General features: G+C 48.2%; 20 protein-coding genes and 4 tRNA genes. 11 read left to right on the forward strand and 13 right to left on the reverse strand.

Annotation, left to right across the window (positions count from 1 at the left end; genetic code table 11):
* Window position 1 precedes the first annotated feature (1 nt).
* Window positions 2-75, reverse strand: a tRNA-Gly gene (locus P8P30_07825).
* A gap of 154 nt (window positions 76-229) precedes the next feature.
* Between P8P30_07825 and P8P30_07830 the strand changes: the two genes are divergently transcribed.
* On the forward strand, window positions 230-775 hold the full coding sequence (locus P8P30_07830) for a hypothetical protein (protein ID MDG1287460.1): 546 nt from the start codon (window positions 230-232) through the stop codon (window positions 773-775).
* Window positions 776-807: 32 nt separating this feature from the next.
* Here P8P30_07830 and P8P30_07835 read toward each other — a convergent pair.
* From P8P30_07835 to P8P30_07845, 3 genes are all read right to left on the reverse strand, one after another.
* Window positions 808-884 (reverse strand) — tRNA-Asp (locus tag P8P30_07835).
* A 62-nt stretch (window positions 885-946) separates the two neighbouring features.
* A tRNA-Val gene (locus P8P30_07840) sits at window positions 947-1,022 on the reverse strand.
* A 138-nt stretch (window positions 1,023-1,160) separates the two neighbouring features.
* Window positions 1,161-1,454, reverse strand: coding sequence for an HU family DNA-binding protein (locus P8P30_07845; GenBank protein ID MDG1287461.1), 294 nt, complete (start codon window positions 1,452-1,454; stop codon window positions 1,161-1,163).
* Window positions 1,455-1,767: 313 nt separating this feature from the next.
* On the opposite strand from P8P30_07845, the gene P8P30_07850 reads away from it, so the two are divergent.
* Window positions 1,768-3,426: a hypothetical protein gene (locus P8P30_07850; GenBank protein ID MDG1287462.1), complete on the forward strand. Its 1,659-nt coding sequence runs from the start codon at window positions 1,768-1,770 to the stop codon at window positions 3,424-3,426.
* 3 nt (window positions 3,427-3,429) lie between these two features.
* On the opposite strand, the gene lon is transcribed toward P8P30_07850, so the two are convergent.
* The 5 genes from lon to P8P30_07875 form a co-directional block, all read right to left on the reverse strand.
* Entirely contained in the window at window positions 3,430-5,820 is a 2,391-nt protein-coding gene (gene lon, locus P8P30_07855) for an endopeptidase La (GenBank protein MDG1287463.1), read from the reverse strand.
* A gap of 245 nt (window positions 5,821-6,065) precedes the next feature.
* Window positions 6,066-7,319, reverse strand: coding sequence for an ATP-dependent Clp protease ATP-binding subunit ClpX (clpX, locus tag P8P30_07860; GenBank protein MDG1287464.1), 1,254 nt, complete (start codon window positions 7,317-7,319; stop codon window positions 6,066-6,068).
* Between the two features lie 31 nt (window positions 7,320-7,350).
* Window positions 7,351-7,968, reverse strand: a complete 618-nt coding sequence (locus P8P30_07865; GenBank protein MDG1287465.1) for an ATP-dependent Clp protease proteolytic subunit — start codon at window positions 7,966-7,968, stop codon at window positions 7,351-7,353.
* 64 nt (window positions 7,969-8,032) lie between these two features.
* Window positions 8,033-9,466: a trigger factor gene (gene tig, locus P8P30_07870; protein MDG1287466.1), complete on the reverse strand. Its 1,434-nt coding sequence runs from the start codon at window positions 9,464-9,466 to the stop codon at window positions 8,033-8,035.
* A gap of 85 nt (window positions 9,467-9,551) precedes the next feature.
* Complete coding sequence (locus tag P8P30_07875; protein MDG1287467.1) at window positions 9,552-9,977, reverse strand: DnaJ domain-containing protein; 426 nt, start codon at window positions 9,975-9,977, stop codon at window positions 9,552-9,554.
* A 68-nt stretch (window positions 9,978-10,045) separates the two neighbouring features.
* Here P8P30_07875 and P8P30_07880 point away from each other — a divergent pair.
* A tRNA-Arg gene (locus P8P30_07880) sits at window positions 10,046-10,122 on the forward strand.
* A 31-nt stretch (window positions 10,123-10,153) separates the two neighbouring features.
* Here the strand turns inward: P8P30_07880 and P8P30_07885 are convergent.
* Window positions 10,154-11,248: a response regulator gene (locus P8P30_07885; GenBank protein MDG1287468.1), complete on the reverse strand. Its 1,095-nt coding sequence runs from the start codon at window positions 11,246-11,248 to the stop codon at window positions 10,154-10,156.
* A gap of 268 nt (window positions 11,249-11,516) precedes the next feature.
* Between P8P30_07885 and gcvT the strand changes: the two genes are divergently transcribed.
* Genes gcvT through P8P30_07910 form a run of 5 tightly spaced genes read left to right on the forward strand, consistent with a single transcriptional unit; the run spans window position 11,517 to window position 16,506 of the window.
* Entirely contained in the window at window positions 11,517-12,635 is a 1,119-nt protein-coding gene (gene gcvT / locus P8P30_07890) for a glycine cleavage system aminomethyltransferase GcvT (protein ID MDG1287469.1), read from the forward strand.
* Between the two features lie 17 nt (window positions 12,636-12,652).
* Window positions 12,653-13,042, forward strand: a complete 390-nt coding sequence (gcvH, locus tag P8P30_07895; protein MDG1287470.1) for a glycine cleavage system protein GcvH — start codon at window positions 12,653-12,655, stop codon at window positions 13,040-13,042.
* Between the two features lie 31 nt (window positions 13,043-13,073).
* The gene (gcvPA, locus tag P8P30_07900) at window positions 13,074-14,345 is read left to right on the forward strand and encodes an aminomethyl-transferring glycine dehydrogenase subunit GcvPA (protein MDG1287471.1); all 1,272 of its coding nucleotides are present in this window, start codon (window positions 13,074-13,076) and stop codon (window positions 14,343-14,345) included.
* On the forward strand, window positions 14,345-15,865 hold the full coding sequence (gene gcvPB / locus P8P30_07905; protein ID MDG1287472.1) for an aminomethyl-transferring glycine dehydrogenase subunit GcvPB: 1,521 nt from the start codon (window positions 14,345-14,347) through the stop codon (window positions 15,863-15,865). Before gcvPA ends, gcvPB begins: the two co-directional genes overlap by 1 nt.
* The gene (locus P8P30_07910) at window positions 15,847-16,506 is read left to right on the forward strand and encodes an isoprenylcysteine carboxylmethyltransferase family protein (protein ID MDG1287473.1); all 660 of its coding nucleotides are present in this window, start codon (window positions 15,847-15,849) and stop codon (window positions 16,504-16,506) included. Before gcvPB ends, P8P30_07910 begins: the two co-directional genes overlap by 19 nt.
* Here the strand turns inward: P8P30_07910 and P8P30_07915 are convergent, their stop codons facing one another.
* Entirely contained in the window at window positions 16,507-18,777 is a 2,271-nt protein-coding gene (locus tag P8P30_07915; protein ID MDG1287474.1) for a PBP1A family penicillin-binding protein, read from the reverse strand.
* 98 nt (window positions 18,778-18,875) lie between these two features.
* Between P8P30_07915 and cyaY the strand changes: the two genes are divergently transcribed.
* Both cyaY and P8P30_07925 read left to right on the forward strand, forming a co-directional pair.
* On the forward strand, window positions 18,876-19,214 hold the full coding sequence (gene cyaY, locus P8P30_07920; GenBank protein MDG1287475.1) for an iron donor protein CyaY: 339 nt from the start codon (window positions 18,876-18,878) through the stop codon (window positions 19,212-19,214).
* A 32-nt stretch (window positions 19,215-19,246) separates the two neighbouring features.
* The gene (locus P8P30_07925; protein ID MDG1287476.1) at window positions 19,247-21,037 is read left to right on the forward strand and encodes an ABC transporter transmembrane domain-containing protein; all 1,791 of its coding nucleotides are present in this window, start codon (window positions 19,247-19,249) and stop codon (window positions 21,035-21,037) included.
* A 376-nt stretch (window positions 21,038-21,413) separates the two neighbouring features.
* On the opposite strand, the gene P8P30_07930 is transcribed toward P8P30_07925, so the two are convergent.
* Entirely contained in the window at window positions 21,414-21,824 is a 411-nt protein-coding gene (locus P8P30_07930; GenBank protein MDG1287477.1) for a hypothetical protein, read from the reverse strand.
* A 2-nt stretch (window positions 21,825-21,826) separates the two neighbouring features.
* Window positions 21,827-23,149 (reverse strand): flagellar protein export ATPase FliI, encoded by a 1,323-nt coding sequence (fliI, locus tag P8P30_07935; protein ID MDG1287478.1) that lies wholly within the window; start codon window positions 23,147-23,149, stop codon window positions 21,827-21,829.
* 147 nt (window positions 23,150-23,296) lie between these two features.
* Here fliI and P8P30_07940 point away from each other — a divergent pair, with 147 nt between their 5' ends.
* Complete coding sequence (locus tag P8P30_07940) at window positions 23,297-24,016, forward strand: response regulator transcription factor (protein MDG1287479.1); 720 nt, start codon at window positions 23,297-23,299, stop codon at window positions 24,014-24,016.
* Window positions 24,017-24,302 lie beyond the last annotated feature (286 nt).

Below are 24,302 nucleotides of genomic sequence, written 5' to 3' on the forward strand. Positions count from 1 at the left end.
TTGGAGCGGGTGGCGGGAATCGAACCCGCGTATTTAGCTTGGAAGGCTAATGTTCTACCATTGAACTACACCCGCTTATCGGCTGGATATGAGAATTAGCAAGCGTAGGCGTTACTGGCAAGCAGTATAATACTTTATCTACATAAAATAAGACAAAGAGTTAAATTAACTTCATTTTAAACTATTTATAATAATCTTAGCAAGATACAACTAAAAAGGAAAACATAACATGGTTATGAATTACCAAGAGTTTAACGCGATATTCTCTCCTCCTGCAGAAATTACAGCAAACACGGTTAAAGCGAATGAAGTCGAAGCCAGCACAGCTACACCTGAGATAGTCGAAACAGACGCAGTTGCAGCAGACGCTGCTGCAAAAGAAAAAAAAATCCCCAAACGTACAGAAGCTCAGAAAATTCAGGATGATATAAAACACCATGCGGAAGCAGTTTTAATAGGTGAATTCTTTCATCTTAAGGAAAGCACCGTTACTGCCACAAACGAACTCCCTGATAAAGATCTATTAAACTTAGTAAAGCAGTTAAGTCAGCTTGGCACTATCGCTCGTAACGTGGGAACGAATGAACCCACAACGCACAAGATAATGGAGCAAATCGGAGCAGAAATTGCCACCAAAGGAATAACGTTTAAAGAGGCTTTGGCTACAATTGAAGAAATTCCCAATCATGATGTATATGGCGCCCCAGATGCGAAAGCAGAAATTTTAGATCAGTTTAGAGAAAAGGCAAAAAGTGGCGGCGGCCCCTCACTTTAGCATTATAAAATATCACCACTGGAAAGATGAAGTGGCGGGAGTGACGAGACTCGAACTCGCGGCCTTCGCCGTGACAGGGCGACGCTCTAACCAACTGAGCTACACCCCCGCAGCTTCATTTATGCTTGTAAGATTTAGATGAACTAAAAGCAAGCATTTAATCTACTTAAATGGTGGGTGATGACGGGGTCGAACCGCCGACCTATTCGGTGTAAACGAATTGCTCTACCAGCTGAGCTAATCACCCTTACCATAGTAAGTAGGTGCGTTGTTTAGCCTCTGATTTCACGCTTGGCAAGCGCTTTTGCACGATAAAACGCTGCTAAACGAAAAACGGCGTCGCCACTGAGGCAACGCCGTTTGTTCTTTTAAGTAAAACGCTTAATTATGCAGCTTTTTTCTTATCTTTGTTCACAACTTCTTTCAAAGCCTTACCTGGACGGAATTTAGGCTGGTTAGAAGCAGCGATTTGGATCACTTCACCGTTACGTGGGTTACGGCCCGTTGTTGCTTTACGGTGTACGACAGTGAAAGTACCGAAACCTACGAGACGTACTTCATCGCCCGAAGCCATAGCACCCGTGATCGCTTCAAATACAGCATCAACCGCTTCAGTTGATTTTGCTTTAGTCAGATCAGACTGTGCTGCCACGGCTGAGATAAGTTCATTTTTGTTCATAATTACACTCCCTATATATTGTGTATTTTACTATTAAAACGGGCTAAATAACTGCCAAGACCCGCTGTGAGCCTTGCATTATCGCCTCTGGAGCGGATGAAAGCACCAAAGAGCCATCATGTAAAGGGTAAAATGAGCTAAAATGGCAGTTTAGGGCCTTTTCAGGTCATTAAATGGAGAATAACTCCCTATCCCCACAACTAAAAGGAGAGTTTTTGCAGAAAAATGTCCAACCTTAACAAAACTGAAACATTCGAGGAGTAGTATGAATGTAGTTAGAAATACAAATTGAAAGCCGCTTGAGAGCAAAATTATGACTAAAGCACCACAATTCTTTAATCCGGTAAAGGCCTTATCCGAAGACGGCCGCCTCCTTACAGTAGCATCGAATATCGATCACCGTGATGAATACAAACGTGTTCAATCTGGGTTACGTGGAGGGGGCGACAACCTACAAGCTTCAGCTGCGCACCATTACGCTGCTGCAGTGGAAGCCTACGCATTTCTGAAACAGCAATCACAGGGCATAGACCCAACACAAGACATAGACTCAGAAGTTCACAAGGCCGAAAGAGAAAAAATGGCGACTGAACTAATGCGAAGACCCGCTGAAGCGCAGCGCAAAGAGCTTGAAGCAGTGATGAAATATGCAAAAGATGCAGGGCTAGGTAAGGCATGGCTATTTGAAAACCGCGCAGAAGCCTATACGGATGACCTAGCGTATCTTATGAGAGACTTCAGATTCATAGATAATAAAGAAGCGGTGATGCATGCGTTCAAAGATGCCTATTATGAAGACCAGTATATAGGACGAGATGCTACTACGTATCGTCAAAATCAACAAGATTACCTACAAGAAAAGAAAACCGCTAGAGCCAATCTTGTGATCGAACCAATTCCAGAATCTGCTCCCGAAGTTGAAACGACACAAAAAACTGCAGCAGCTGATCCGAAAAAGGGCGCGACCACTCCAACTGGAGAGGTTGAAGAAGCGAAACCAGTCGATCTCAGCACTCTCACTCCAGAGGCACAAGCAGCAAAAACAGCAGAACAAGAAGCAAACACGAACACAACAGGGTCTGATGCCCAAAAGACTGGAGAAGCCGCCAAGACAAAAGATCCTCACTTCAATGAAGATTACCATGCCCGACTAAATAAAGACCATAAAGATCTAGATGGGAAAACGGTTACGATTGACAAAGGTGATGGCACCTCACTTGTCGTGACCAATGCACTCGAAATGATGCACTTACTCGGCGAAGAAGGCTATAAGAAAATGTGCAACTGCGATCCCAACTATATCGCACAAGCCGAAGAATACTCCGGTAAGAATTTCGAAATTAAAGTCGATGGTAAAGTAGTGGCCTCTTATGCTGCAAGTATTGAAACTGTTAACAATGTTAAAGCACGCGAGGCAGTCAAAGAAGCTCCTCAGCTTGAAAAAATTTCTACACTAAAGCCAATAACGCCAAGCATAAGCCCTGAAGAACAAGCGCATATAGATATTACTAAAATCATAAACGACCGTGCAACTCGTGAAGTAACCTTGGATAGGATCAGAAATACCATGGTCAACAATCCAAAACATTTCTCAAATGCTAATATGAGGCGTTTTGACGAAACCGCTGCAGAATACGAAGCTGGAGACGGGGGTTTAGTAGAGTTTGAGAAAGATGTTTACCAGGCTCTTAACGGAAGTAAAATAGATTGGGCTGATAAAGACGGAGTGTCTCCTCTTGAAAAACTAGCAATCAAGAATCAAACCGCTCATAACACAAAACCTGGTGCAGACGCACCGATAGAGTTTGCAAGCATCCATGCCACCATTGCTAAAGCAGCAGCAGGTGCTAAAGCCGCGATTATGGAGCTGGAACCACCATCTGGAACAAAAGTTGATGTAGAAGCCCTAGCGGTACAAAGTGTAATTAAAGCAGACAACTATGCAATTAACACAGGTGGCATACAACATTAAGCCCTAGTGCTTAACTACGCTTCCATCGCCTGAATCATCGGGCATTTTCATGAAATCTTGTTCCATGGCTTCGGTCCACTCGATCGGCTTGAGGGGCTCCGTTAGCGCAATTTTCAACACTTCATCGACCGTAGAGACCGGAATAATCTTCAGGCCCTCTTTGACATTTTCTGGAATCTCTTCCAAATCTTTCTCATTATCAATCGGGATAAGCACGGTTTTAATGCCGCCTCGTAATGCGGCCAGAAGCTTCTCTTTCAACCCACCAATCGGCATCACACGGCCACGCAAGGTCACCTCCCCTGTCATCGCCACGGTGCGATCCACCGGAATGCCGGTAAAGACCGACACAATCGTTGTTGTCATCGCAATACCCGCACTTGGGCCATCCTTCGGAGTCGCGCCATCTGGCACGTGAATATGCATATCTTTACGCTGCATGTGGCGCGGATCAATGCCGAACTCGATCGCGCGTGAACGCACATAGCTCAGCGCTGCTTGCGCCGATTCCTGCATCACATCGCCCAATTTACCGGTAATGCTCACTTTGCCTTTACCGCCAACCGCAACCGATTCGATAATCAACAGATCACCGCCGACTTCCGTATAAGCGAGGCCGGTTGTCATGCCTACAAGGTTTTCTTTTTCCGCTTCGCCGTAACTGTACTTCTTGATACCGGCATACTCTTTCAAATTCTTCGACGTCACTGCAACCGACTCACACTGGCCTTGCAGAATCTGTTTCACCGCTTTACGCGCCAGTTTCGCCAGCATACGCTCTAAACCACGCACCCCCGCTTCGCGCGTGTAATAGCGGATCACTTCGCGTAAGGCTTCTTCGTTGATCGACCATTCTTTGGTCTTCAAACCATGCGCTTTGATTTGCTTGGTAATTAGATGCTGCGTCGCAATTCCGACCTTCTCATCTTCGGTATAACCCGAGAGATGAATGATCTCCATACGGTCAAGCAAAGGGCGTGGCATGTTCATCGAATTTGACGTCGCAAAGAACATCACACTTGATAGATCATAATCTACTTCTAGATAGTGATCGCCGAAATTCGCATTTTGCTCAGGATCTAGCACTTCGAGAAGTGCCGCCGCAGGGTCACCACGGAAATCATTGCCCATCTTATCAATCTCATCCAAAAGGAAGAGCGGGTTTGACGTTTTCGCCTTTTTCATCGATTGGATGATTTTACCTGGCATCGAACCAATATACGTACGGCGATGACCACGGATTTCCGCCTCGTCACGCACGCCACCGAGCGAAATTTTGACAAAGTTACGACCTGTCGCCTTCGCAATCGAACGCGCAAGTGAGGTTTTACCCACGCCTGGAGGACCTACCAAACAAAGCACAGGACCTTTGATTTGCTTCATACGCGCCTGTACCGCTAAATATTCAACGATACGTTCTTTGACTTTTTCCAAACCGAAGTGATCCGCATCCAGTACGGCTTCTGCCTTGTTAATATCGCGTAAAACGCGGCTATTTTTCTTCCATGGAATATCAAGCATCCATTCCAGATAATTACGGATAACCGAAGCTTCTGCCGACATCGGGCTCATATTTTTAAGCTTCTTCAATTCCGAAAAGCACTTATCTTTCGCTTCTTCCGAGAGTTTGAGTTTTTCAAGCTTCTCTTGAAGCTCTGCGATCTCGCCCTTGCCTTCACCATCAGCATCGCCAAGTTCTTTCTGAATCGCCTTCATTTGCTCATTCAGATAATATTCGCGTTGGGTTTTCTCCATCTGACGCTTGACGCGTGAACGGATACGTTTTTCCGTATTCAACACCGAAATTTCAGATTCCATAAGGGAATAGATTTTCTCCAAACGCTCAGCAATACCGATAATCTCCAGTAGCTCCTGCTTCTGCGCAATCTTAATCGCGAGATGTGAGGCCAGCGTATCGGCCAAACGGCTTGGATTATCAATCTGATTCACCGTGCCGAGAATCTCCGACGGGATCTTTTTATTCAATTTGATATATTGATCAAAATGGCTCTTCGCGGTGCGCGCCATGGCTTCCGCTTCGGATGGATCTTTCATCTCATCTTCGAGTTGTGCCGCTTCCACTTCGACAAAATCTTCATTCGTCACAAAGCGGGTAACTTTCGCACGCGCCGAACCTTCGACCAAGACTTTCACCGTACCATCTGGCAGGCGCAGCAACTGCAATACCGTCGCCAGCGTTCCTACTTCAAACAGGTTATCCGGATTTGGATCATCCTCGCCCGCCTCTTTTTGGCTGAGGAGTAGAATCTTTGACTCTTTGCCAACCACTTGCTCAAGCGCTTTGACAGATTTTTCACGCCCCACAAAGAGTGGCACAATCATGCCAGGAAACACCACAATGTCACGAAGAGGAAGAACCGGATACACCGCCATAGCAGAAGCCTTTAATTTGTTATGTACTTAATATAGGCACGATTGCGTAAATTTCTAGTCTCTGCGCAGAAAAACCCACCTGAAGCCCTAAGATTAACCCTATTTATGACAGAAAAGAGTTAAAAATTGATGAGGGAACCAATACTTTTACGCTTAACGGCAAAAAACCATCTCTCAAAATACCCGCGAAGGCGAGTATCCAGCACAACCAAACACTAGCCCCTCGTTTTCGAGAGAGTTACAGTTTAGCTGGCCTTTTTCTTCGCGCCCTTAACAATCTTCGGCTTCGCATCGCCTAACACTACTTTCGCATTGATGACAACTTCTTTAACATCTTTGGCAGATGGAATGTCATACATCAATTCAAGCAATAGCTCCTCGATAATGGCACGTAAGCCACGAGCACCTGTCTTGCGCTCAATCGCTTTCTTGGCGATTTCTTTGAGCGCGCCTTCATCAATCGTAAGCTCAACGCCTTCCATATCAAACAACTTCTTATATTGCTTGATAAGCGCGTTTTTCGGCTCCGTCAGGATGGTGACTAGCGCATCTTCATCGAGATTCTCTAGCGTCGCAATCACTGGCAAACGCCCTACAAATTCTGGGATCAAACCATATTTCACGAGATCTTCAGGCTGCAGGCTCTTCAATGCTTCGCCCACTTCCGTTTTCTCTTCATTCTTCACGTCAGCACCAAAGCCGATTGCAGACCCTTTGCCACGCTGAGCAATCACCTTCTCAATGCCGGCAAATGCACCGCCACAAATAAAGAGGATATTCGCCGTATCCACTTGCAAAAATTCTTGCTGTGGATGCTTACGCCCACCTTGCGGCGGAACAGAGGCAACCGTGCCTTCCATAATTTTCAACAAGGCTTGCTGTACGCCCTCACCCGAAACATCACGTGTGATAGATGGGTTATCAGACTTACGAGAGATTTTATCTACCTCATCAATATAAACAATACCACGTTGCGCACGCTCTACATTGTAATCCGCAGATTGCAGCAAACGTAGGATGATATTTTCGACATCTTCACCCACATAACCCGCTTCGGTAAGCGTGGTCGCATCGGCCATTGTAAACGGAACATCCAAAATACGCGCGAGAGTTTGCGCGAGGAGTGTCTTACCACAACCCGTTGGGCCCATGATCAAGATATTCGATTTCGCAAGCTCAATGTCAGTGCCTTTATCAGCCGCTTCCATACGCTTATAGTGATTGTAAACAGCCACCGCGAGAATCTTCTTCGCATCGGCCTGACCAATCACATAATCATCGAGGAACTTACGAAGCTCCGCCGGAGTCGACAAGCTCTCGCTTGAAGCAGCCGCTGGACCACCCTTATCAGCCGCCTTGATGATATCCATACAAAGCTCTACGCACTCATCACAAATAAACACCGTTGGGCCAGCAATAAGCTTGCGCACTTCATGTTCGCTCTTTGCACAGAAAGAGCAGTAACGTGTATTTTTCGAATCTTTTCCGCCTTTAGTCATGGCCTAGCCTTTCAAAGCTTATACTTACTACTTATTCAGCAACATCGCCGCGCTGCTCAACGATCTCATCTACCAAGCCAAATTCTTTGGCTTTTTCAGCAGACATAAAGTTATCGCGTTCCATCGCTTTTTCGATCACAGCAAGCTTCTGTCCGGTATGCTTCACATACACATTATTCAGACGCTTTTTGAGATCGAGAATCTCTTTGGTATGAATTTCGATATCCGTTGCTTGACCGCTTGCACCGCCAGAAGGCTGGTGAATCATCACACGCGCATTCGGGGTGATGTAACGCTTATCACCTGCCGTTAGAAGCAGCGAACCCATAGAGCACGCTTGCCCTACACATAAAGTGTGAATTTCAGGTTTGATATACTGCATGGTATCATAGATAGACATACCCGCAGTCACCACGCCGCCGGGCGAGTTGATATACATAGAGATCGGCTTATCCGGATTCTCAGATTCCAAGAATAGAAGCTGCGCCACAATGACGGAAGCCATATGGTCTTCCACCTGACCGGTTAAAAAGATAATACGCTCACGCAAGAGACGAGAGTAAATATCAAAGCTACGCTCACCTCGCGCGCTTTGTTCAACTACCATTGGCACTAGGCCACTTGCTTCAGTATCGTCCAGATGTTGCATGACAACTCCCTTATGTTTCTCTTATAAGCTTAAGCTAGCGCCCTAATGTTTAAGAAACTACTAATTATGCCGATTTTTTCTTAGAGGCAGTTTTTGTTTTAGCAGCGGGTTTCTTTTTCGCCGCAGTTTCCTTCTTATCCGTCGATTTTTTAGCTGCCGGCTTCTTTTTTGCCTTCGCACCCTCTTCTTCATCATCCTTAATAAGATCTTCGATAGAAACCTTCTTATCAGTGACTTTTACTTTATCGAGAATGAAATCAACGGCTTTATCTTCAATGATCGGACCGCGAAGCTCTTCCATATTTTCAGGATTCTTCTGATAATACTCAAAAACCATCTGTTCTTGACCTTGGAATTGACGCGCATGCTCCATAATCGCACCGCTTAACTCTTCTTGAGTTACTTGCAGATCATTCTGACGACCAATGTCAGATAGGTAGAGACCTAAACGCACACGACGCTCGGCAATCTCTTCATATTCAGCACGAAGTTCTTTCTCTGGCTTATCGAGGAATGCCTCATCACCTTGATTCTTCGCTTCTTCAATACGAGACCAAATCGCTTCAAACTCAGCATCAACCATGCTTTTCGGCGCTTCAAATTTGCATACAGGGTCTAGCGCATCAAAAAGCGCTTTCTTCAATTTCGTGCGAGACACATTGTCATAATCTTTGCTCATTTGACCTTTGATCGCTTCTTTAAGCTTATCAAGGCTTTCCATGCCCATCTCTTTAGCGAACTCATCGTCAATCTTCACCGCTTCCGCACCAAGCACTTCATGCACCTGAACTTCGAAGACGGCATCTTTGCCTTTGAGGTCTTCAGAGTGATACTCATCTGGGAACTTAACATTCACCTTCAAATCGTCACCGGCTTTAGCACCAATGAGTTGCTCTTCAAAACCAGGAATGAATTGACCAGCGCCAAGCTCAAGTGTGTGACCTTTAGCCTCACCGCCTTGGAATGCTTCATCACCGACAAAGCCCTTAAAGTCGATAAGCACTGCGTCGCCATTTTTGGCTTTGGTCGCATCAGGCTTCTTATTATAGCTCTTACGGTGTCCAGCCAAACGGTCTAGACCTTCCTGAACATCAGATTCAGGCAGCTCGTAAGTGAGTTTCTCTAGAGAGACTTTCGACAGATCCACCTTCGGCACATCTGGAAGTACTTCATAAGCGATCGTGAATTCGAGGTCTTTACCTTCGTCGAAACTTACAATCTCAACTTTCGGACGCATTGCAGGGCGCTCGTCTTTTTCTTTCAATACTTCGCCCGTTTTTTCTTGAACGGTTTTTTCCAAAACTTCGCCCATGACAGACTTACCATAACGCTGCTTCAATACTTTCGCAGGGATCTTACCAGGGCGGAAACCAGGGATTTTCGCCTGTTGGCCAACCACTAACAATTGCTCATCAACTTTCGCTTCGATATCTTTAGCAGTGATCGTCACTGAATATTCGCGTTCAAGCTTCTCGTTTTTAAGTTCTTTAACTTGCATGGCTAGGCCCTTTCCGGCGGTATTTAAAAAATGTTGTACAGAGATAGAGGATGACGGGAAGGTGTCAACCGCTGAATCGCGGTTTTTAGCCCATTAATGTGTCTTTGGCCGCATTAAGCTTACTCGCGAGATAGTCATTGCCGCCTTGATCAGGGTGCAGCTTCTTCATCAACTTCTTATAAGCCGCTTTGACCTGAGCCTCTGAAGCGCCCGCCTCCACACCTAGGATCAACGCCGCTTCTTCGCGTGACATACCCGTTTTTGCAAGGGTCGAAGCGTGCGTTTCCGTCCTCGCCTTACCTTTACCGCCTCCCACCATCCACGCCTGAATCGCCGGAATAAAAGCATATAGAATCCGCCCACCAAACACGCGTGAGGCTAAGAACAACGTCACAATCATGCCGCCACCCAAAATCCACCGCGCAAGCGAACTTCCTTTATTCGAGCCCACCACCAAACGATGAATCACAAAAACAAGCAGAATCCCAACAATCAGAGCAATAAGAGGCATAGATTACATATGCTACATATCAGACGCTTGCACAAGAGGCACGAACCCTGCATATAAGTAAGTAGTGCGCGCCCATAGCTCAGCTGGATAGAGCAACTGCCTTCTAAGCCGTAGGTCGCAGGTTCGAATCCTGCTGGGCGCGCCATTGTTGCTTTAGGACTCTTTAAAGAGACGTGTCACACTCGCATTCTGACGACATATTCCTCTCGCCCCCTAGACAAGCCATGATATTGGATGCTTTCCACCAGCTCGTCTAACCCACTTATCAGACGATTAGCCCAGACATCATCCGACTCATGCGCACACTTAGCCAGCATTACCTGCAAGACTTCAACATGTTTTTGCACCGCTATATGATGTCTTGCGCTCCCGAAAATAAATGACACCGTCAAAAACTGAAAGAGATTCTCTGCCACTTCTTCAATATGATGATAATCAAAGGTTCCGGCATGAGACTTAAGCTTTAGTAATTGCCGCTGCATTAAGCTGGCCGCTTTCGGCTCCTCACCCTTCGTCAGTTTATAGAGCAATCGATTTATCTTTTTTATATCCTCGGCAATCCATTGCAATGACTCCCCCCTCATGGCATCGATTGCCTGCTGTGCTTCAGCTAATATTTCGGGCACAATCACTTCGCGCAAACTTCTTGGAAGTTGCATTTTCCTTCTCAAGGCCTTCCCCGCCATTATTTTAACCGGCGATTTATACCTACGCTTTATTTTAGACGATAAACCATACTCCGTGGGCACCACCTTCCGGCGTTCCTCATGCTGCTGAACGTAGTCTTCTTTTCGTTTACCTCGTCGGCGGTCAGGTCCGATATATTCATCTGACACAATAAACTCTCTAGGGAAATCGATAATATGCTCCATTCTATTATAGAGAGAACGAACGGTGTAAGGCTTTGCCAAAAACTCCGTTACGCCACAATCACGAGCATATTTCACCGCTTCTTCGGTACTATTTTCTGACATCAGAATCGTTGGCACGAGAGCGACCTTCGCCAGCTCGTTACGACGAATCTCTTGCACCAGCCTCACCCCATCCAACGGACGAGTATTCCACTCTGCCAGCAGAATATTGACTTCCTTTTCCTGAAAAACCTGCAGCGCTTCGCAACTTTTACGAACTGCCGTGATATTTGCAAAACCCATTTTAAATAGAATATCCTTCAGGAGGATCAACATATGACGATCACCATCTACAATTAAGATATGCGCGTTTTCGAGTTTCTTTCTGGCGTTCATTATTTCTTCCGATTGCTTATTCATTTAAAGGACGGCCTTATTGCCCCAGAAGTATTAATTTTGGTTTAGAAAAACGTGTAGTTATCCACATATCACCATAAATCTGTGGATAACTAAGGTTATACAAAATTAATTACCATTTATTCCAATTGAACAATAATTTTATGTAAATAACATTCCCCTTCCTCCTGCCCCACATCACTTACCAAATTTTAATCCGACTTTGATTGACGATACAAAGACAGCCGTTATATTGGCTCAGCTTTAACAGGCGCTAAACGAGAGGGACCCGATGGAAAACGCGAAAAAAACACCTTTATATGATGCCCATATTGCCATGCAAGGTAAGATGGTTGAGTTCGCCGGTTATGCGATGCCGGTACAATATCCAATGGGTTTAGCGAAAGAACATCTTTGGGTTCGCGAAAATGTAGGCATGTTTGATGTGTCCCACATGGGCCAAGCTTACCTTGAAGGCGAAGGTGCGGCAGAGTTTTTAAGCTTCATCACCCCTTCCCCGTTTATGAAAACGCCTCATGGCAATGCTAAATATACCGTTCTTCCCAATGATAAAGGCGGCGTGATTGATGATCTAATCATCACACGCTTATCTGAGGATAAATTCTTCATCGTGTTCAATGCTTCTCGTAAAGAAATTGACGCTGCATGGATGGAAAAACATATGCCCGATACGTTGACGCTCACGATGCTGCCAAGCCGTGCGCTTATCGCCGTGCAAGGCCCTAAAGCGGAGGTGATCCTATCGCAGCATGTAAAAGAGCCACTAACCGAGCAAGGGTACATGACGATTCAAACCGTTCATCTTAACGATGGCACTGAAATCTTCATCAGCCGTTTGGGCTATACCGGTGAAGATGGTTTTGAAATCAGCATTGAAGGCGATAAAGCCGCAGACTTTTGGAACGCACTCGCCGCACATGATGAAGTAGAACCCGCTGGCCTCGGCGCACGTGACACCCTTCGCCTAGAGATGGGTTACCCGCTTTACGGCCATGATCTGGATGAAGAGACTTCGCCGATTCAATCAAGTCTCGGCTGGGTTGTCAGCAAAAAGAATGACATCTTCATGGGTGCCGAGCGCATTCTCGCCGATCGTGAAAATGGCCCTGCAACTAAACGTGTCGGCATTAAATTGCTCGATCGCGGTGTCGCGCGTGAGAATACGCCAATCGTAAACGAAGCAGGTGAATCTATCGGCACGCTCACCAGCGGCGGCTTCTCGCCTACGTTGAATGCAGCGATTGGCCAAGGCTACCTACCCGCAGCTTACGCAGATGAAGGCAGCAAAGTCTTCGTCGAAGTACGCGGTAAAAAATTAGCGGCAGAGGTGACAGGATTAACCTTCATCCAAGCCAATACTAAAACGAAAAAACAAAGCAAAGCGGCTTAATTCAGGGAGAATAAACCATGTCAGATCATAACATTCCAGGTGACCTAAAATACACAAAAGACCATGAGTGGATTCGCGTTGATGGCGATACAGTCGTCATCGGTATCGACGATTACGCGCAACAAGCGCTCGGCGAACTCGTCTTCGTTGAATTGCCAGGTGTTGGCACAAACTTCGAACGCGGTGCCGATATGGCCGTCGTTGAATCCTTCAAAACAGCGAGCGATGTGTTTGCGCCAATCAGCGGCGAAGTCGTTGCGGTGAATGAAGCCCTTGGCGACTCTCCACAAACCGTAAATGACGCCCCTTTTGAAGGCGGTTGGTTGGTGAAGTTAAAAGTGAGCAACGCCGCTGAATTAGAAGACCTCATGGATGCGACCACTTACGCCGCGCAACTCGAAGACTAAATAATAAACGAATAAGAGAATAGAGAAACCTATGCGTTTTTTACCCCATACTGCACAAGAACGGCAAGAAATGTTGAAATCTATCGGCGCGAATAGTGTTGATGATTTATTCCATCACGTGGCAGAAGAAAGCCGCCTGAAAGTGACAATGGATTTGCCTGACACTCAACCAGAATATTTGGTTGAGAGCGATATCACAAAGATGGTGGCAAAAAACAGACCGGCCAATGATAATCCGTTCTTCCTCGGTGCAGGCTGCTATTATCACCATGTTCCTGCAACGGTCGATCACATGATCCAACGTTCGGAATTTCTCACCGCTTACACCCCTTACCAGCCGGAAATTTCGCAAGGCACGCTCGGCGTTATCTTCGAATTCCAAAGCATGCTCTGCGCGCTTACGGGACAAGAAGTAGCCAATGCCTCTATGTATGATGGCGCAACGTCAGTGGCCGAAGCTGCACTCATGGCACGTCGTATCACCAAGCGCGACAATGTGCATATCGCCACCCCACTCCACCCCGATTACCGCGATACGCTAGCCACTTACATGGACACCATGGGCGGCGAAGTAAATGACAGCCCGTTGGATAAAAACTCAGCTTGCCTGATCGTTCAAACGCCTGACTTTAACGGCACAGTTCACTCGCTAGCAGAGTATCGCAAGCAGTGCGATGCGGTCGGCGCAAAGCTGATCGTTGCGGTGACCGAAATCGTTTCTCTAGGCCTACTCGCAGCGCCAAAAGAAGCGGATATCGTCGCCGGTGAAGGCCAAAGTATTGGCGTTCCGATGCAATATGGCGGCCCTCATGTTGGCTTCTTCGCGTGCTCGATGAAAGATGTTCGTCAAATGCCAGGACGTCTGTGTGGCGTCACTACTGATATGGAGGGTCGACGTAGTTTTGTGCTCACGCTCAACACACGCGAGCAACATATTCGCCGTGCGAAAGCGACCTCAAACATCTGTACCAATGTTGGTCTCTGCGCGACAGCCTTTACGGTTCACATGAGCTTGCTGGGTGAACACGGATTTAAACAACTCGCCCTTCTAAACCATGAAGCTGCCTGCACTTTAGCCGATAAGCTAGAGACCGTTGGCGTGACCATCGAGAATGAAAGTTTCTTCAACGAATTCGTTGCAGTGCTGCCAGATGATGCCGCTAAAATCTCGGATGCACTTTACGATAAAGGCATTACTCCGGGCTTAGCCCTTAATGGCAACCGCATGCTATTTGCGGCCACTGAAATGACGACCGAGTCCGATATGGACGCCCTCATCACGGCGTTGAAAGAGGTGCTATAATGACTGCTGCATTAAAGAAAGAATCGAACGTGACCGCATTTGCAAAACAAGACCCTCTCGTAGACCGTAGCCACGGCCTGAACTTTGAAGAGCCGCTACTGATTGAACGAAGCCGCGAAGGCCGCTGCGGTGTAGATCTACCAAAACCAAAAGGCACGAAGCTACGCACCGGCCAAACCGCGCGTACGGAAATCGGCCTGCCGCAAGTGAGCGAGCCGCAAGCCGTTCGTCACTTTGTTCGCTACTCCCAGCAGAATTTCAGCATCGACTCTGGCTTCTATCCGCTAGGCTCATGCACGATGAAACACAACCCTCGTCTGAACGAGAAAATGGCACGCCTCCCCGGTCTCGCAAACTTGCACCCGTTGCAAGATGAACGCACCACTCAAGGCGCATTGGAACTAATGTATACACTCCAACATTGGCTCTCTGAACTGACCGGCCTACCGGGCGTATCGCTCTGCCCTGCGGCGGGCGCACAAGGCGAAATGGCGGGCATGATGGTCATCCGCAAAGCATTGGAAATGCGCGGCGAAAACCGCAAAACCGTCCTCGTTCCTGATAGCGCGCATGGTACTAATCCTTCGACCGCTGCTATGTGTGGATTCAAAATCGTCACCTTACCTTCAACGAATGAAGGTTTTGTCGATATGGAAGCATTCGAAGCGGCACTTAATGACGATGTCGCTGGCTTCATGCTAACCAACCCCAACACCTGCGGATTATTCGATCCTAACGTAAAGAAAATCGCTGATATGCTACACGCAGCCGGCGGCTATTTCTATTGCGATGGTGCAAACTTCAACGCCATTGCCGGTCGTGTCCGTCCCGCTGATTTCGGCGTGGATGTCATGCATATCAACTTGCATAAAACCTTCTCAACTCCGCATGGCGGCGGCGGCCCAGGTAGTGGCCCCATCGTCGTGACGGAAGAGCTCAAACCTTACCTGCCAGTGCCACGCGTACTCAAGCAAGGCGATACTTACACGCTCGAAATGGAAGCGGAGCTAAGCATGGGCCGCATGAAAGGCTTCCACGGCCATATGGGCATGTTCGTGCGCGCACTTTCTTACATGATGGCACACGGCAAAGACGGTATCCGCCAAGCCTCTGAAGATGCCGTGTTAAACGCCAATTACGTTCGCAGCCAGTTGCAAGATCACTATCACGTACCCTTCCCCGGCATGTGTATGCATGAGTGCCTAATCTCCGATAAAATTCAAAAAGCCGATGGTGTGACCACAATGGATATCGCCAAAACACTGATTGAACATGGCATGCACCCGATGACGGTCTTCTTCCCGCTCGTGGTTCAAGGCGCAATGCTGATTGAGCCAACGGAAAGCGAAACCAAAGAAACGATTGATCGCTTCATCGCCATCATGAAAATGATTGCCGATGATACCAAAGCCGGCAAAGGCGAGGCGTTCACGCAGAATCCAAAATCGACACCACGGCGTCGCCTAGATGAAGCACAGGCCGCTCGTAAGCCGATCCTTTCTTGGCAGATGATGGAGTAACATTGGCCCTCACACCCCTTCGTAAGATCTTACTGCGCGAATGGGCGATCAACCTATTACTGTCCGGCTATTACCTCTATTTTGCACGTGTGCATGCTGAATATGTATTCGAAACAGGCGAGCCAACCACACTGATTTTCCTGATCTATGAATCACTCATTATCATGTTGCTGCTGACTCGCCGCACCCCCAAAGAAGTGAGCTTTAAAAGTAAAGATTGGATCGCCGCCACCCTAGGCACGTTTGCCCCACTGATGTTAACTTCTCAGCACCAAGCTTTTACGGGCGATTTCATCATTCTCATCCTACAGATAATCGGAATGGTTATTTCCTTAGTCGGCATGTGCGGCCTCAACCGCAGCTTTGGCATCGTACCGGCGAATCGCGGCGTGCAAGTTTCGGGCCTTTACGAAGTGATAAGGCATCCCATCTATGCAGGCTATTTTCTGAGCCTAACGTGCTTCACCTTGTTGAATTTACCGAATATCGAAGTAGCCGCACGTAATATTAGCATTCTACTTCTCACGCTCACGGCGATTATCTTTCGCATTCGCTATGAAGAAGCCTTACTCATAAAAGATAAAAAATATCAGACCCTCGTCGAGAAAACGCGCTACCGTATTTTACCCGGCATCTGGTAATTAAAAGACGAGACGTCTCTTACGGCCACCGACAGGGTAATCATATTCACGCTCTTCGGTGACTTTTCTCACTTTTTCCTGAATCCAATCACTTGGTCCTGCTTCTTCCTTAGGAGGGATCGGTGCTCTCTTTTGCGATGTTGGTAACTCGATATCGCGCTCTACAGGGGCTCCGTCATGCAACTGATAACGCGGGTTCCCCTTGGGCTCAACACGGCGGCGGTCATTACGTCGGTTATTCCATGGAAGGTCTACATTCGGTTTCGCAGCGCTACTATCAGGGCGCCAAGGAAGCCCCTCACCCGTGGCCGTATAAATATCGCCGATCATCGCCGATCCATCAAAATACTGGAAATGCTGCGGGATACTCATCACCGGTTTGCCTTGATGTGCCACCTTCATCAGGTCACGCCACATCCGTGCAGGCATGGCACCGCCTGTCACTTTCTTCGTTGGGCTATTATCATCGTTACCCACCCAAGCGCCGGTCACATATTGCGGCGTAAACCCAATAAACCACGCATCACGCGAGTTCTGACTCGTCCCGGTTTTACCCGCTGCTGGACGGCCAAAATTTGCGCCTCGGCCAGTACCAAAAGCAACGGTATCGGTCATCAGATCATTCATCATACGTGTGATATTCCCGCGAAGGGCATAGCCTTCTTCTTCTGCACCCGTACGTTCATAAAGTAGTTCATTATCTTTTTGGCGCACGATTTTACGAATCGCATAAGGCTTCATTTTGCGACCGCCATTGGCCAGATGCGCATACGCCCCGACCATCTCCATCATCGTGACCTCGCTCGTACCCAGAGATAGCGATAGATTTGGCTCCAGCGGCTCCTGAACACCCAAGCGCTTCGCCATGTTAATCACTGAGCCAATCCCCACTTGCTTGGCTAATTGCACGGCCACTGTATTGACTGAACGGAAGAAGGCCTCACGCAAACGCAAGTCCCCTAAGTAACGACCATTATAGTTTTTCGGCGCCCAGCTACCATATTTTATCGGACGGTCAACGACCCAGCTATTAGGGCTTAACCCCCACTCCAATGCCGCCAAATAGACGAATAATTTGAACGACGAACCGGGCTGACGCTTCGCTTGCGTCACACGGTTAAATTGGCTCGCCGCATAGCTAACACCGCCCACCATCGCTTTCACTGCACCATCCGGTGTCATCGTAAGCATGGTCGCTTGGGTCGCATCTTTTTCTTTGCCTTCACCCTCTATATAGCGTGTCACGGTCTCTTCCGCCGTTAACTGCAAACGAGGGTCTAGCGTGGTATAGACTTCCAAATCTCCATCAACCTGCCCGACATGCCGGGGGATTAAATCCACCACCCAATCGGCGAAATAACGACTACCATTACCGCTTTCTGTTTTTAAATTGATCGCTTCTGCAAACGTCCCTATCGCTTCTGAGGCCGCGTGGTCATTGAGAAGTCCTGCATCCTTCATATTCAGGATAACTTGTTTAGTGCGCTTAAAAGAAAGCTCTCGATTGCGCGTCGGGGCATAACGTGATGGCGCTTTTAACAAGCCCACCAACAAGGCCGACTCTTGCAGCGTCACCTCCACCGCAGATTTATCAAAATAGTGATACGCCGCTGCATCAATTCCGTAATTACCTGCTCCCAAATAGACTCGGTTCAGGTAAATTTCGACGATCTTCTCTTTGCTGAAATGCCCTTCGATCCAGAGACTTAACATCACTTCCTGAATCTTACGTTTCAAGGTACGTTCTGGCGTTAAGAAAGTATTTTTCGCCAATTGCTGGGTAATGGTACTGCCGCCCTGCACCACGCCACCTGCCGCAACATTGCGTACCATGGCACGTAAAATACCCCAAGGGTCAATTCCACCATGTTCAAAAAATCGTCGATCTTCTGTCGCCAAAAGCGCATCAATTAACTGCTTGGGAATTTCATCATAGGTCACATGTTTCCCCACCACATGACCGTAACTACCGATCATATTTTTCGACGTGTCATACACGCGAATACCGGGAGGCTTGTCGTAACTCTCTAACTGCCCCAGATCAGGCAACTCGCTTGCAAACCAAATGAGTGTCAGTAATCCAAGGATAATAAAGGTAAGCCCAAGCGATCCCAGCAAGGTCCATATTTTACGTGAGAAAAGAAAACGTTTGCTCGTTGTCGAACGCTTTACCGTCTGCTTACGCTTACTCGACGTGCGTTGTTTGCGCGCAGTACTACTGCGCGTTGTGCTTGCCGGTTTACGGCGTGAAGGAGTTTTTTTCTTTACCACGCCTCGCAATTACCGGAATTTGCCAAGCCAAACAAGCATTTATAACTTCTTTATAACTTCTACTTTTCAACCTCAATAAATACGATTATGATGGGCCTATGTTTGATGAATCAGAATTCCACGAATTAGTTGAAGCCTTCTTAGAAAGGCTCGCCGAAGAAATTGAGCTTAAAGACGATGATATGTTGATTGATGTCGATCTCAATCAGGGCATCCTCACGCTTGAGCTGGACTCTGGCCAGCAATATGTAATCAGCAAGCACCTGCCTTCGCAACAAGTCTGGCTTTCATCACCGATGAGCGGTGGCCTGCATTATGATTACAGCGAAGAGCTCGAAAGCTGGGAACTCGTCAAAGATGGCACCCGCCTAGACGAGCACCTCGCGCAAGAACTCTATCAGCTTACCAGCATCGCTTTTGACTTTATTGGCGAGTGACATCGCCGCCGTAACGCGCTAAACCCTGCGGCATGGAAGCACGCAGTCATAGCCTCTATTCGAGCAGCACACATCGCCGAGACAAAGGGGACCTCCCTAGCCTGCGACAGCTCCTGCCCTATCTAAAACCTTATAAAGGCCTAATATTCGGCGCATGTATCGCGCTGATCTTCACGTCTGTAGCGGTGCTCGGCATGGGTGCCGCCCTGCGCTATCTGGTCGATTTCGGTATTAGCGCCGGCGACCCTGCTTTGCTTGATCAAGGCTATTTCATCATGCTTGGTGTGGTTGGGTTGCTCGCTGCTGCCTCTTTCGCACGTTTTTATTTCGTCTCTAGTATTGGCGAGAGGCTCGTCGCTGATATTCGTCGCGATGTTTTTGCGAAAGTCGTGCAGATGCATATGGGCTTCTTCGAAACCACCCGCACCGGCGAACTTCTCTCAAGGATGACCGCAGACACCACCTTGCTGCAAAGCGTGTTTGCCGGCACCTTATCCGTCGCCATCCGTAACGGCTTGCTCATTATTGGCGGTACGACACTCCTACTCATTACCAGCGGCAAATTAACAGGCATGGTGTTCCTGATGCTACCTGCCGTCATCATACCGATCGTCACCCTTGGCCGCAAAGTGCGCTTTTGGTCACGCGAGGCCCAAGCGCGCCTGGCCGATGTCAATGTCGAAGCCGAAGAAACCGTGCATGGTATTCGCACCATTCAGTCGCTCTCGCTCGAATCCTACCAGCAGCAACGCTTCACCTATCGTGTGCAAGAAGTGCTGGACGCCTCCCTCAAACGCATCGGCCTGCGCGGCTGGCTCACCGCCATCGTCATCGGCCTCGTTTTCGGAGCCGTGATGACCGTGCTGTGGATGGGTGGCCGCGACGTACTTGCCGGACGCATCAGCTCCGGCGAGCTTTCCTCATTCGTTTTCTACGCCATTATCGTAGCTGGCGCGACGGGCGCAATTAGCGATATCATCGGCGACCTCCAACGCGCCGCCGGGGCCACCGAACGCCTGCTTGATCTGTTAAACGAGCAATCCGAGATCACCTCGCCTGAGCATCCCAAATCGCTGCCGCAACGGATGGAAGGGCGAATCGTCTTTGATAAGGTGAATTTCAATTACCCTTCCCGCCCTGATACGGCTTCGCTTTCCGATATCTCCTTTGAAGTCACCTCCGGCGAAACCGTCGCCATTGTTGGCCCGTCCGGTGCAGGTAAAACGACGCTCTTGCAACTTCTACAACGTTTCTACGAACCCCAATCGGGCAGCATCACGCTTGAGGGTATTGATATTAACGAGCTTGAACTCACTGCCTTGCGTCAAGAAATGGGCCTCGTCCCGCAAGATGCCGTCATCTTCTCCACCACGGTCGAAGAAAATATCCGTTTTGGCCGCATTGACGCGTCAGATAGCGAAATCGAAAAAGCTGCCGAACTCGCCGCCGCGCTCGAATTCATTCAGGAACTCCCCAAAGGCATGGCGACCTATGTCGGCGAAAAAGGCGTTCGGCTTTCCGGCGGACAGCGCCAGCGCATCGCCATCGCCCGCGCGCTGTTACGTAACCCTTGCATCTTATTGTTGGATGAGGCCACCAGCGCACTTGATGCCGAAAATGAGCGCCTCGTGCAACAGGCCATCGACAGGGCCATGGCAGATCGCACCACCCTCGTCATCGCCCACCGCCTAGCCACCGTCAAACGCGCCGACCGAATCATCGTGCTCAACCAAGGCCGCATCGATGCGATTGGCACCCACGAGGAACTCCTAAAATCCAGCGAACTCTACGCCCGCTTAGCAAAGCTTCAATTTACGGCTTAAGTCAACTCCCTCTCCTAGGTGCCAGGAGGGGTAAGCCTATTTTTGCGTTATAACGAGTATTCCCATATTGCCTAACCATGGTCTTTTATTCCCCGATCCTCCCGACTTAAGCGAGTCAGCTGCCAGCGGGGAAAGTCCCACTGGTAGCCGGGGGTTAAGAAAACCACACAAAGTTGGCCGCGACGCTTTCAGCGTAAGCCTATTATATAACGCCACCACCCCGACCCTAGGAACGAGGAGACAGTGTAGTTAACGATTGCTGTCACACAACCGCTTTGTGTAGGGGTTTCTTAAGCCCCAAAATATCTAAACTAGATACTTCACAGCCAATAAATACAATCTAGGCGAGTAAGTCAAGCGTGAATCGCTACCTTAGCTAATCCGCCGTAAACCCGCGCAGGCCGATCTCATCGAGTTCGGCATCTTCTTTGCGTTTGAGGGTGGCGGCTTCTTCTTCATCTTTCATCTCTTTGGCGATCTCGAGCTGTTTTAGTTCGGCAAAAGCGCCGGTGATTGCATCGCGTTGCGCCTCGATGAGCTTACTCAGTGTCTTTTTATTTTCACGCAAGGTTTCTTGCTTCATCTCATTTCCCTTGGCAAACTCGCCAAAGTAACGTGCCATCTCTGGCTGCTCGGCAGCAATATTTGCCTCGCGCTGCAATTCATCACGTAATACCTTGGCATTCACCTCCAGCTTATCCATCTCTTCTTCTAGCTGCACCAACATGCGGCGTTTTTCATCCAAGTCACGCTGCTTGAGATCGATCAAGGTTGAGAGGGACTTCATTATCAACCGCCCTGCAAAATATGCGCGAGGGCATCATAGCCTTGTTCGAGGCTGCTATATTCATCAATCGCCTGACGCAAGAAATCTTCAAATTGCGGATGAAAGTGAATCGCGCGATCCACTTCTTCATTGCTACCCTTCTTATAGGCCCCAAGGCGAATCATCTCCGCCATATCATCGTAAGTCGTCATGAGGGCGCGGGCCTGCATCAGCAGATCATTCTCCTCCTGCGTATTACAATGCGGCAGGGCCCGCGAGACGGAATGCAAAATATTAATCGCCGGGAAACGTCCGCGCTGCGCAATTTTACGATCGAGCATAATATGCCCATCGAGAATACCGCGTACCGCATCCGAAATCGGCTCATTCGTATCGTCGCCTTCCACCAGCACCGAGAACAACCCCGTGATCGCACCTTGTCCCGGCTCGCCCGGCCCCGCACGTTCCAGCAGTTTTGGTAATTCGGTAAAGACGGTCGGCGTGTAACCTTTACTGGTCGGGGGTTCGCCCGCCGATAATCCGATCTCACGCTGCGCCATGGCAAAACGCGTCACACTATCCATCATGCAGAGCACTTCTTTGCCCTGATCGCGAAAATATTCTGCGATCGCCATCGTCACATATGCCGACTGCCGACGTTTGAGCGCCGAATCTGCCGAAGTCGCCACGACCACGACTGAGCGCTTCATACCTTCTTCACCCAAATTATCTTCAATAAACTCCTGAACCTCACGTCCACGCTCGCCGATCAGGCCGATCACATTCACATCGGCAGAAGAATATTTCGCAATCATCGACATCATGATCGATTTACCCACGCCCGAACCGGCGAAAATCCCCATACGCTGCCCACGGCACATGGAAAGAAAGGTGTTAATCGCGCGAATCCCGAGATCCACTTTACCCTGCACCCGCTCACGGCGGTTCGCTTGCGGGGGGCTGGCTTTTAACAAGTAAGCTTCTTGGCCTTGCGTTAACGGGCCTTTATCATCGGCGGACTCGCCCATCGCATCGACTACGCGGCCAAGCCAACTATCATCCGGATAGATACTTGAATTGGCGCCTAGCACTCTCACGGCAGAACCTAAGCGCACACCATCGGAAGAAGAAAAGGGCATCAATAAGGCACTTTCCTGCTCGAACCCTACTACTTCACACACAATCGGATCATGGGAGGCGCGCTGCACAATTTCGCATCGGTCGCCAATCGACAAGAACGAAGTGACCCCACTACATTGCAGCAATAAGCCACGTACAGCCGTAATCTTTCCACGGTACTCTGTCGTCGGAACCCGCTCTATTTCTACTATAACACCATCAGCCATATTCCAATTGTGGGGCGAATTCGCTACAACGCAAGTAATATAGCTCGTGAATATTAAGAAATGATGACTTAAATCAGTTTAGGATTGTAAAAAGTTAACGAATATGGTTAACTATTTGGGTATTAACTAATTTAAAAGAGGTATGCAATGCGCGTATTGCTCGTTGAAGACGATCCATCCACCGCCAAAGCGATTGAACTCTCATTGGCTTCCGAAGGCATTATTTGCGATACAACCGAACTCGGCGAAGAAGGCCTCGAGATTGGTAAAATCTACGATTATGACATTATCATTCTTGATTTGATGCTTCCTGATATTGACGGTTACGAAGTGCTTCGTCGCTTCCGTGCAGCAAAAGTTGCGACACCGATCTTGATCCTTTCAGGTCTTTCTGGCCCAGGTCAGAAAATTAAAGGCCTTGGTTATGGCGCAGATGATTATCTGACCAAACCATTCAATAAAGGTGAGCTGATCGCACGTATTCAAGCAATTGTACGTCGTTCAAAAGGTCATTCAGAATCCATCATCCGCACAGGCAAGCTATCGGTTAACCTCGATACTCGTACCGTGGAAGTGGCTGATAAGCCGTTACACCTTACCAGTAAGGAATATGGCATTATTGAACTTCTCTCTTTGCGTAAAGGTTCAACCCTGACCAAAGAAATGTTCCTCAACCACCTTTACGGCGGTATTGATGAGCCTGAGCTAAAGATTATTGACGTATTCGTTTGCAAACTTCGCAAGAAACTTCAAACCGCTTCCGGTGGCGAAAACTATATCGAAACCGTTTGGGGTCGTGGTTACGTGCTAAAGGAGCCTGAAGGTTCTGAAGCGACCACAACAACGAAAGAAGAAGCGCCTGCATAAGCAGACGTAAGCTTCTAAGAACAAAAAAAAGGCCGGGGAGGAATCCTCGGCCTTTTTTATTGTTCACTCTACACGTGTCACCCCGTCGCATGACGGAGCCTGGAAGTAACCCGAGAACCTTAAGAATAAATCTGGATGCCGCCATAAAGACGGCATGACAATAATAAAAAATTAAGGGGCTGACACCTAACATTTAAATTGTTAGGAGTTATTGATGTATATAAAGCATTGTAAGTTATCGAGAAATAAGCAGTTAGAGTTGATAAAATATTTCATTGCGGGTTCT

The organism is Rickettsiales bacterium (assembly GCA_029252805.1).
Taxonomy (GTDB): Bacteria; Pseudomonadota; Alphaproteobacteria; order Rickettsiales; family JALZUV01; genus JALZUV01.

Coding starts and splice junctions, on each gene's coding strand:
- P8P30_07830 (MDG1287460.1), top strand. CDS start 230: ATGGTTATGAATTACCAAGAGTTTAACGCGATATTCTCTCCTCCTGCA.
- P8P30_07845 (MDG1287461.1), bottom strand. CDS start 1,454: ATGAACAAAAATGAACTTATCTCAGCCGTGGCAGCACAGTCTGATCTG.
- P8P30_07850 (MDG1287462.1), top strand. CDS start 1,768: ATGACTAAAGCACCACAATTCTTTAATCCGGTAAAGGCCTTATCCGAA.
- lon (MDG1287463.1), bottom strand. CDS start 5,820: ATGGCGGTGTATCCGGTTCTTCCTCTTCGTGACATTGTGGTGTTTCCT.
- clpX (MDG1287464.1), bottom strand. CDS start 7,319: ATGACTAAAGGCGGAAAAGATTCGAAAAATACACGTTACTGCTCTTTC.
- P8P30_07865 (MDG1287465.1), bottom strand. CDS start 7,968: ATGCAACATCTGGACGATACTGAAGCAAGTGGCCTAGTGCCAATGGTA.
- tig (MDG1287466.1), bottom strand. CDS start 9,466: ATGCAAGTTAAAGAACTTAAAAACGAGAAGCTTGAACGCGAATATTCA.
- P8P30_07875 (MDG1287467.1), bottom strand. CDS start 9,977: ATGCCTCTTATTGCTCTGATTGTTGGGATTCTGCTTGTTTTTGTGATT.
- P8P30_07885 (MDG1287468.1), bottom strand. CDS start 11,248: ATGAATAAGCAATCGGAAGAAATAATGAACGCCAGAAAGAAACTCGAA.
- gcvT (MDG1287469.1), top strand. CDS start 11,517: ATGGAAAACGCGAAAAAAACACCTTTATATGATGCCCATATTGCCATG.
- gcvH (MDG1287470.1), top strand. CDS start 12,653: ATGTCAGATCATAACATTCCAGGTGACCTAAAATACACAAAAGACCAT.
- gcvPA (MDG1287471.1), top strand. CDS start 13,074: ATGCGTTTTTTACCCCATACTGCACAAGAACGGCAAGAAATGTTGAAA.
- gcvPB (MDG1287472.1), top strand. CDS start 14,345: ATGACTGCTGCATTAAAGAAAGAATCGAACGTGACCGCATTTGCAAAA.
- cyaY (MDG1287475.1), top strand. CDS start 18,876: ATGTTTGATGAATCAGAATTCCACGAATTAGTTGAAGCCTTCTTAGAA.
- P8P30_07925 (MDG1287476.1), top strand. CDS start 19,247: ATGGAAGCACGCAGTCATAGCCTCTATTCGAGCAGCACACATCGCCGA.
- P8P30_07930 (MDG1287477.1), bottom strand. CDS start 21,824: ATGAAGTCCCTCTCAACCTTGATCGATCTCAAGCAGCGTGACTTGGAT.
- fliI (MDG1287478.1), bottom strand. CDS start 23,149: ATGGCTGATGGTGTTATAGTAGAAATAGAGCGGGTTCCGACGACAGAG.
- P8P30_07940 (MDG1287479.1), top strand. CDS start 23,297: ATGCGCGTATTGCTCGTTGAAGACGATCCATCCACCGCCAAAGCGATT.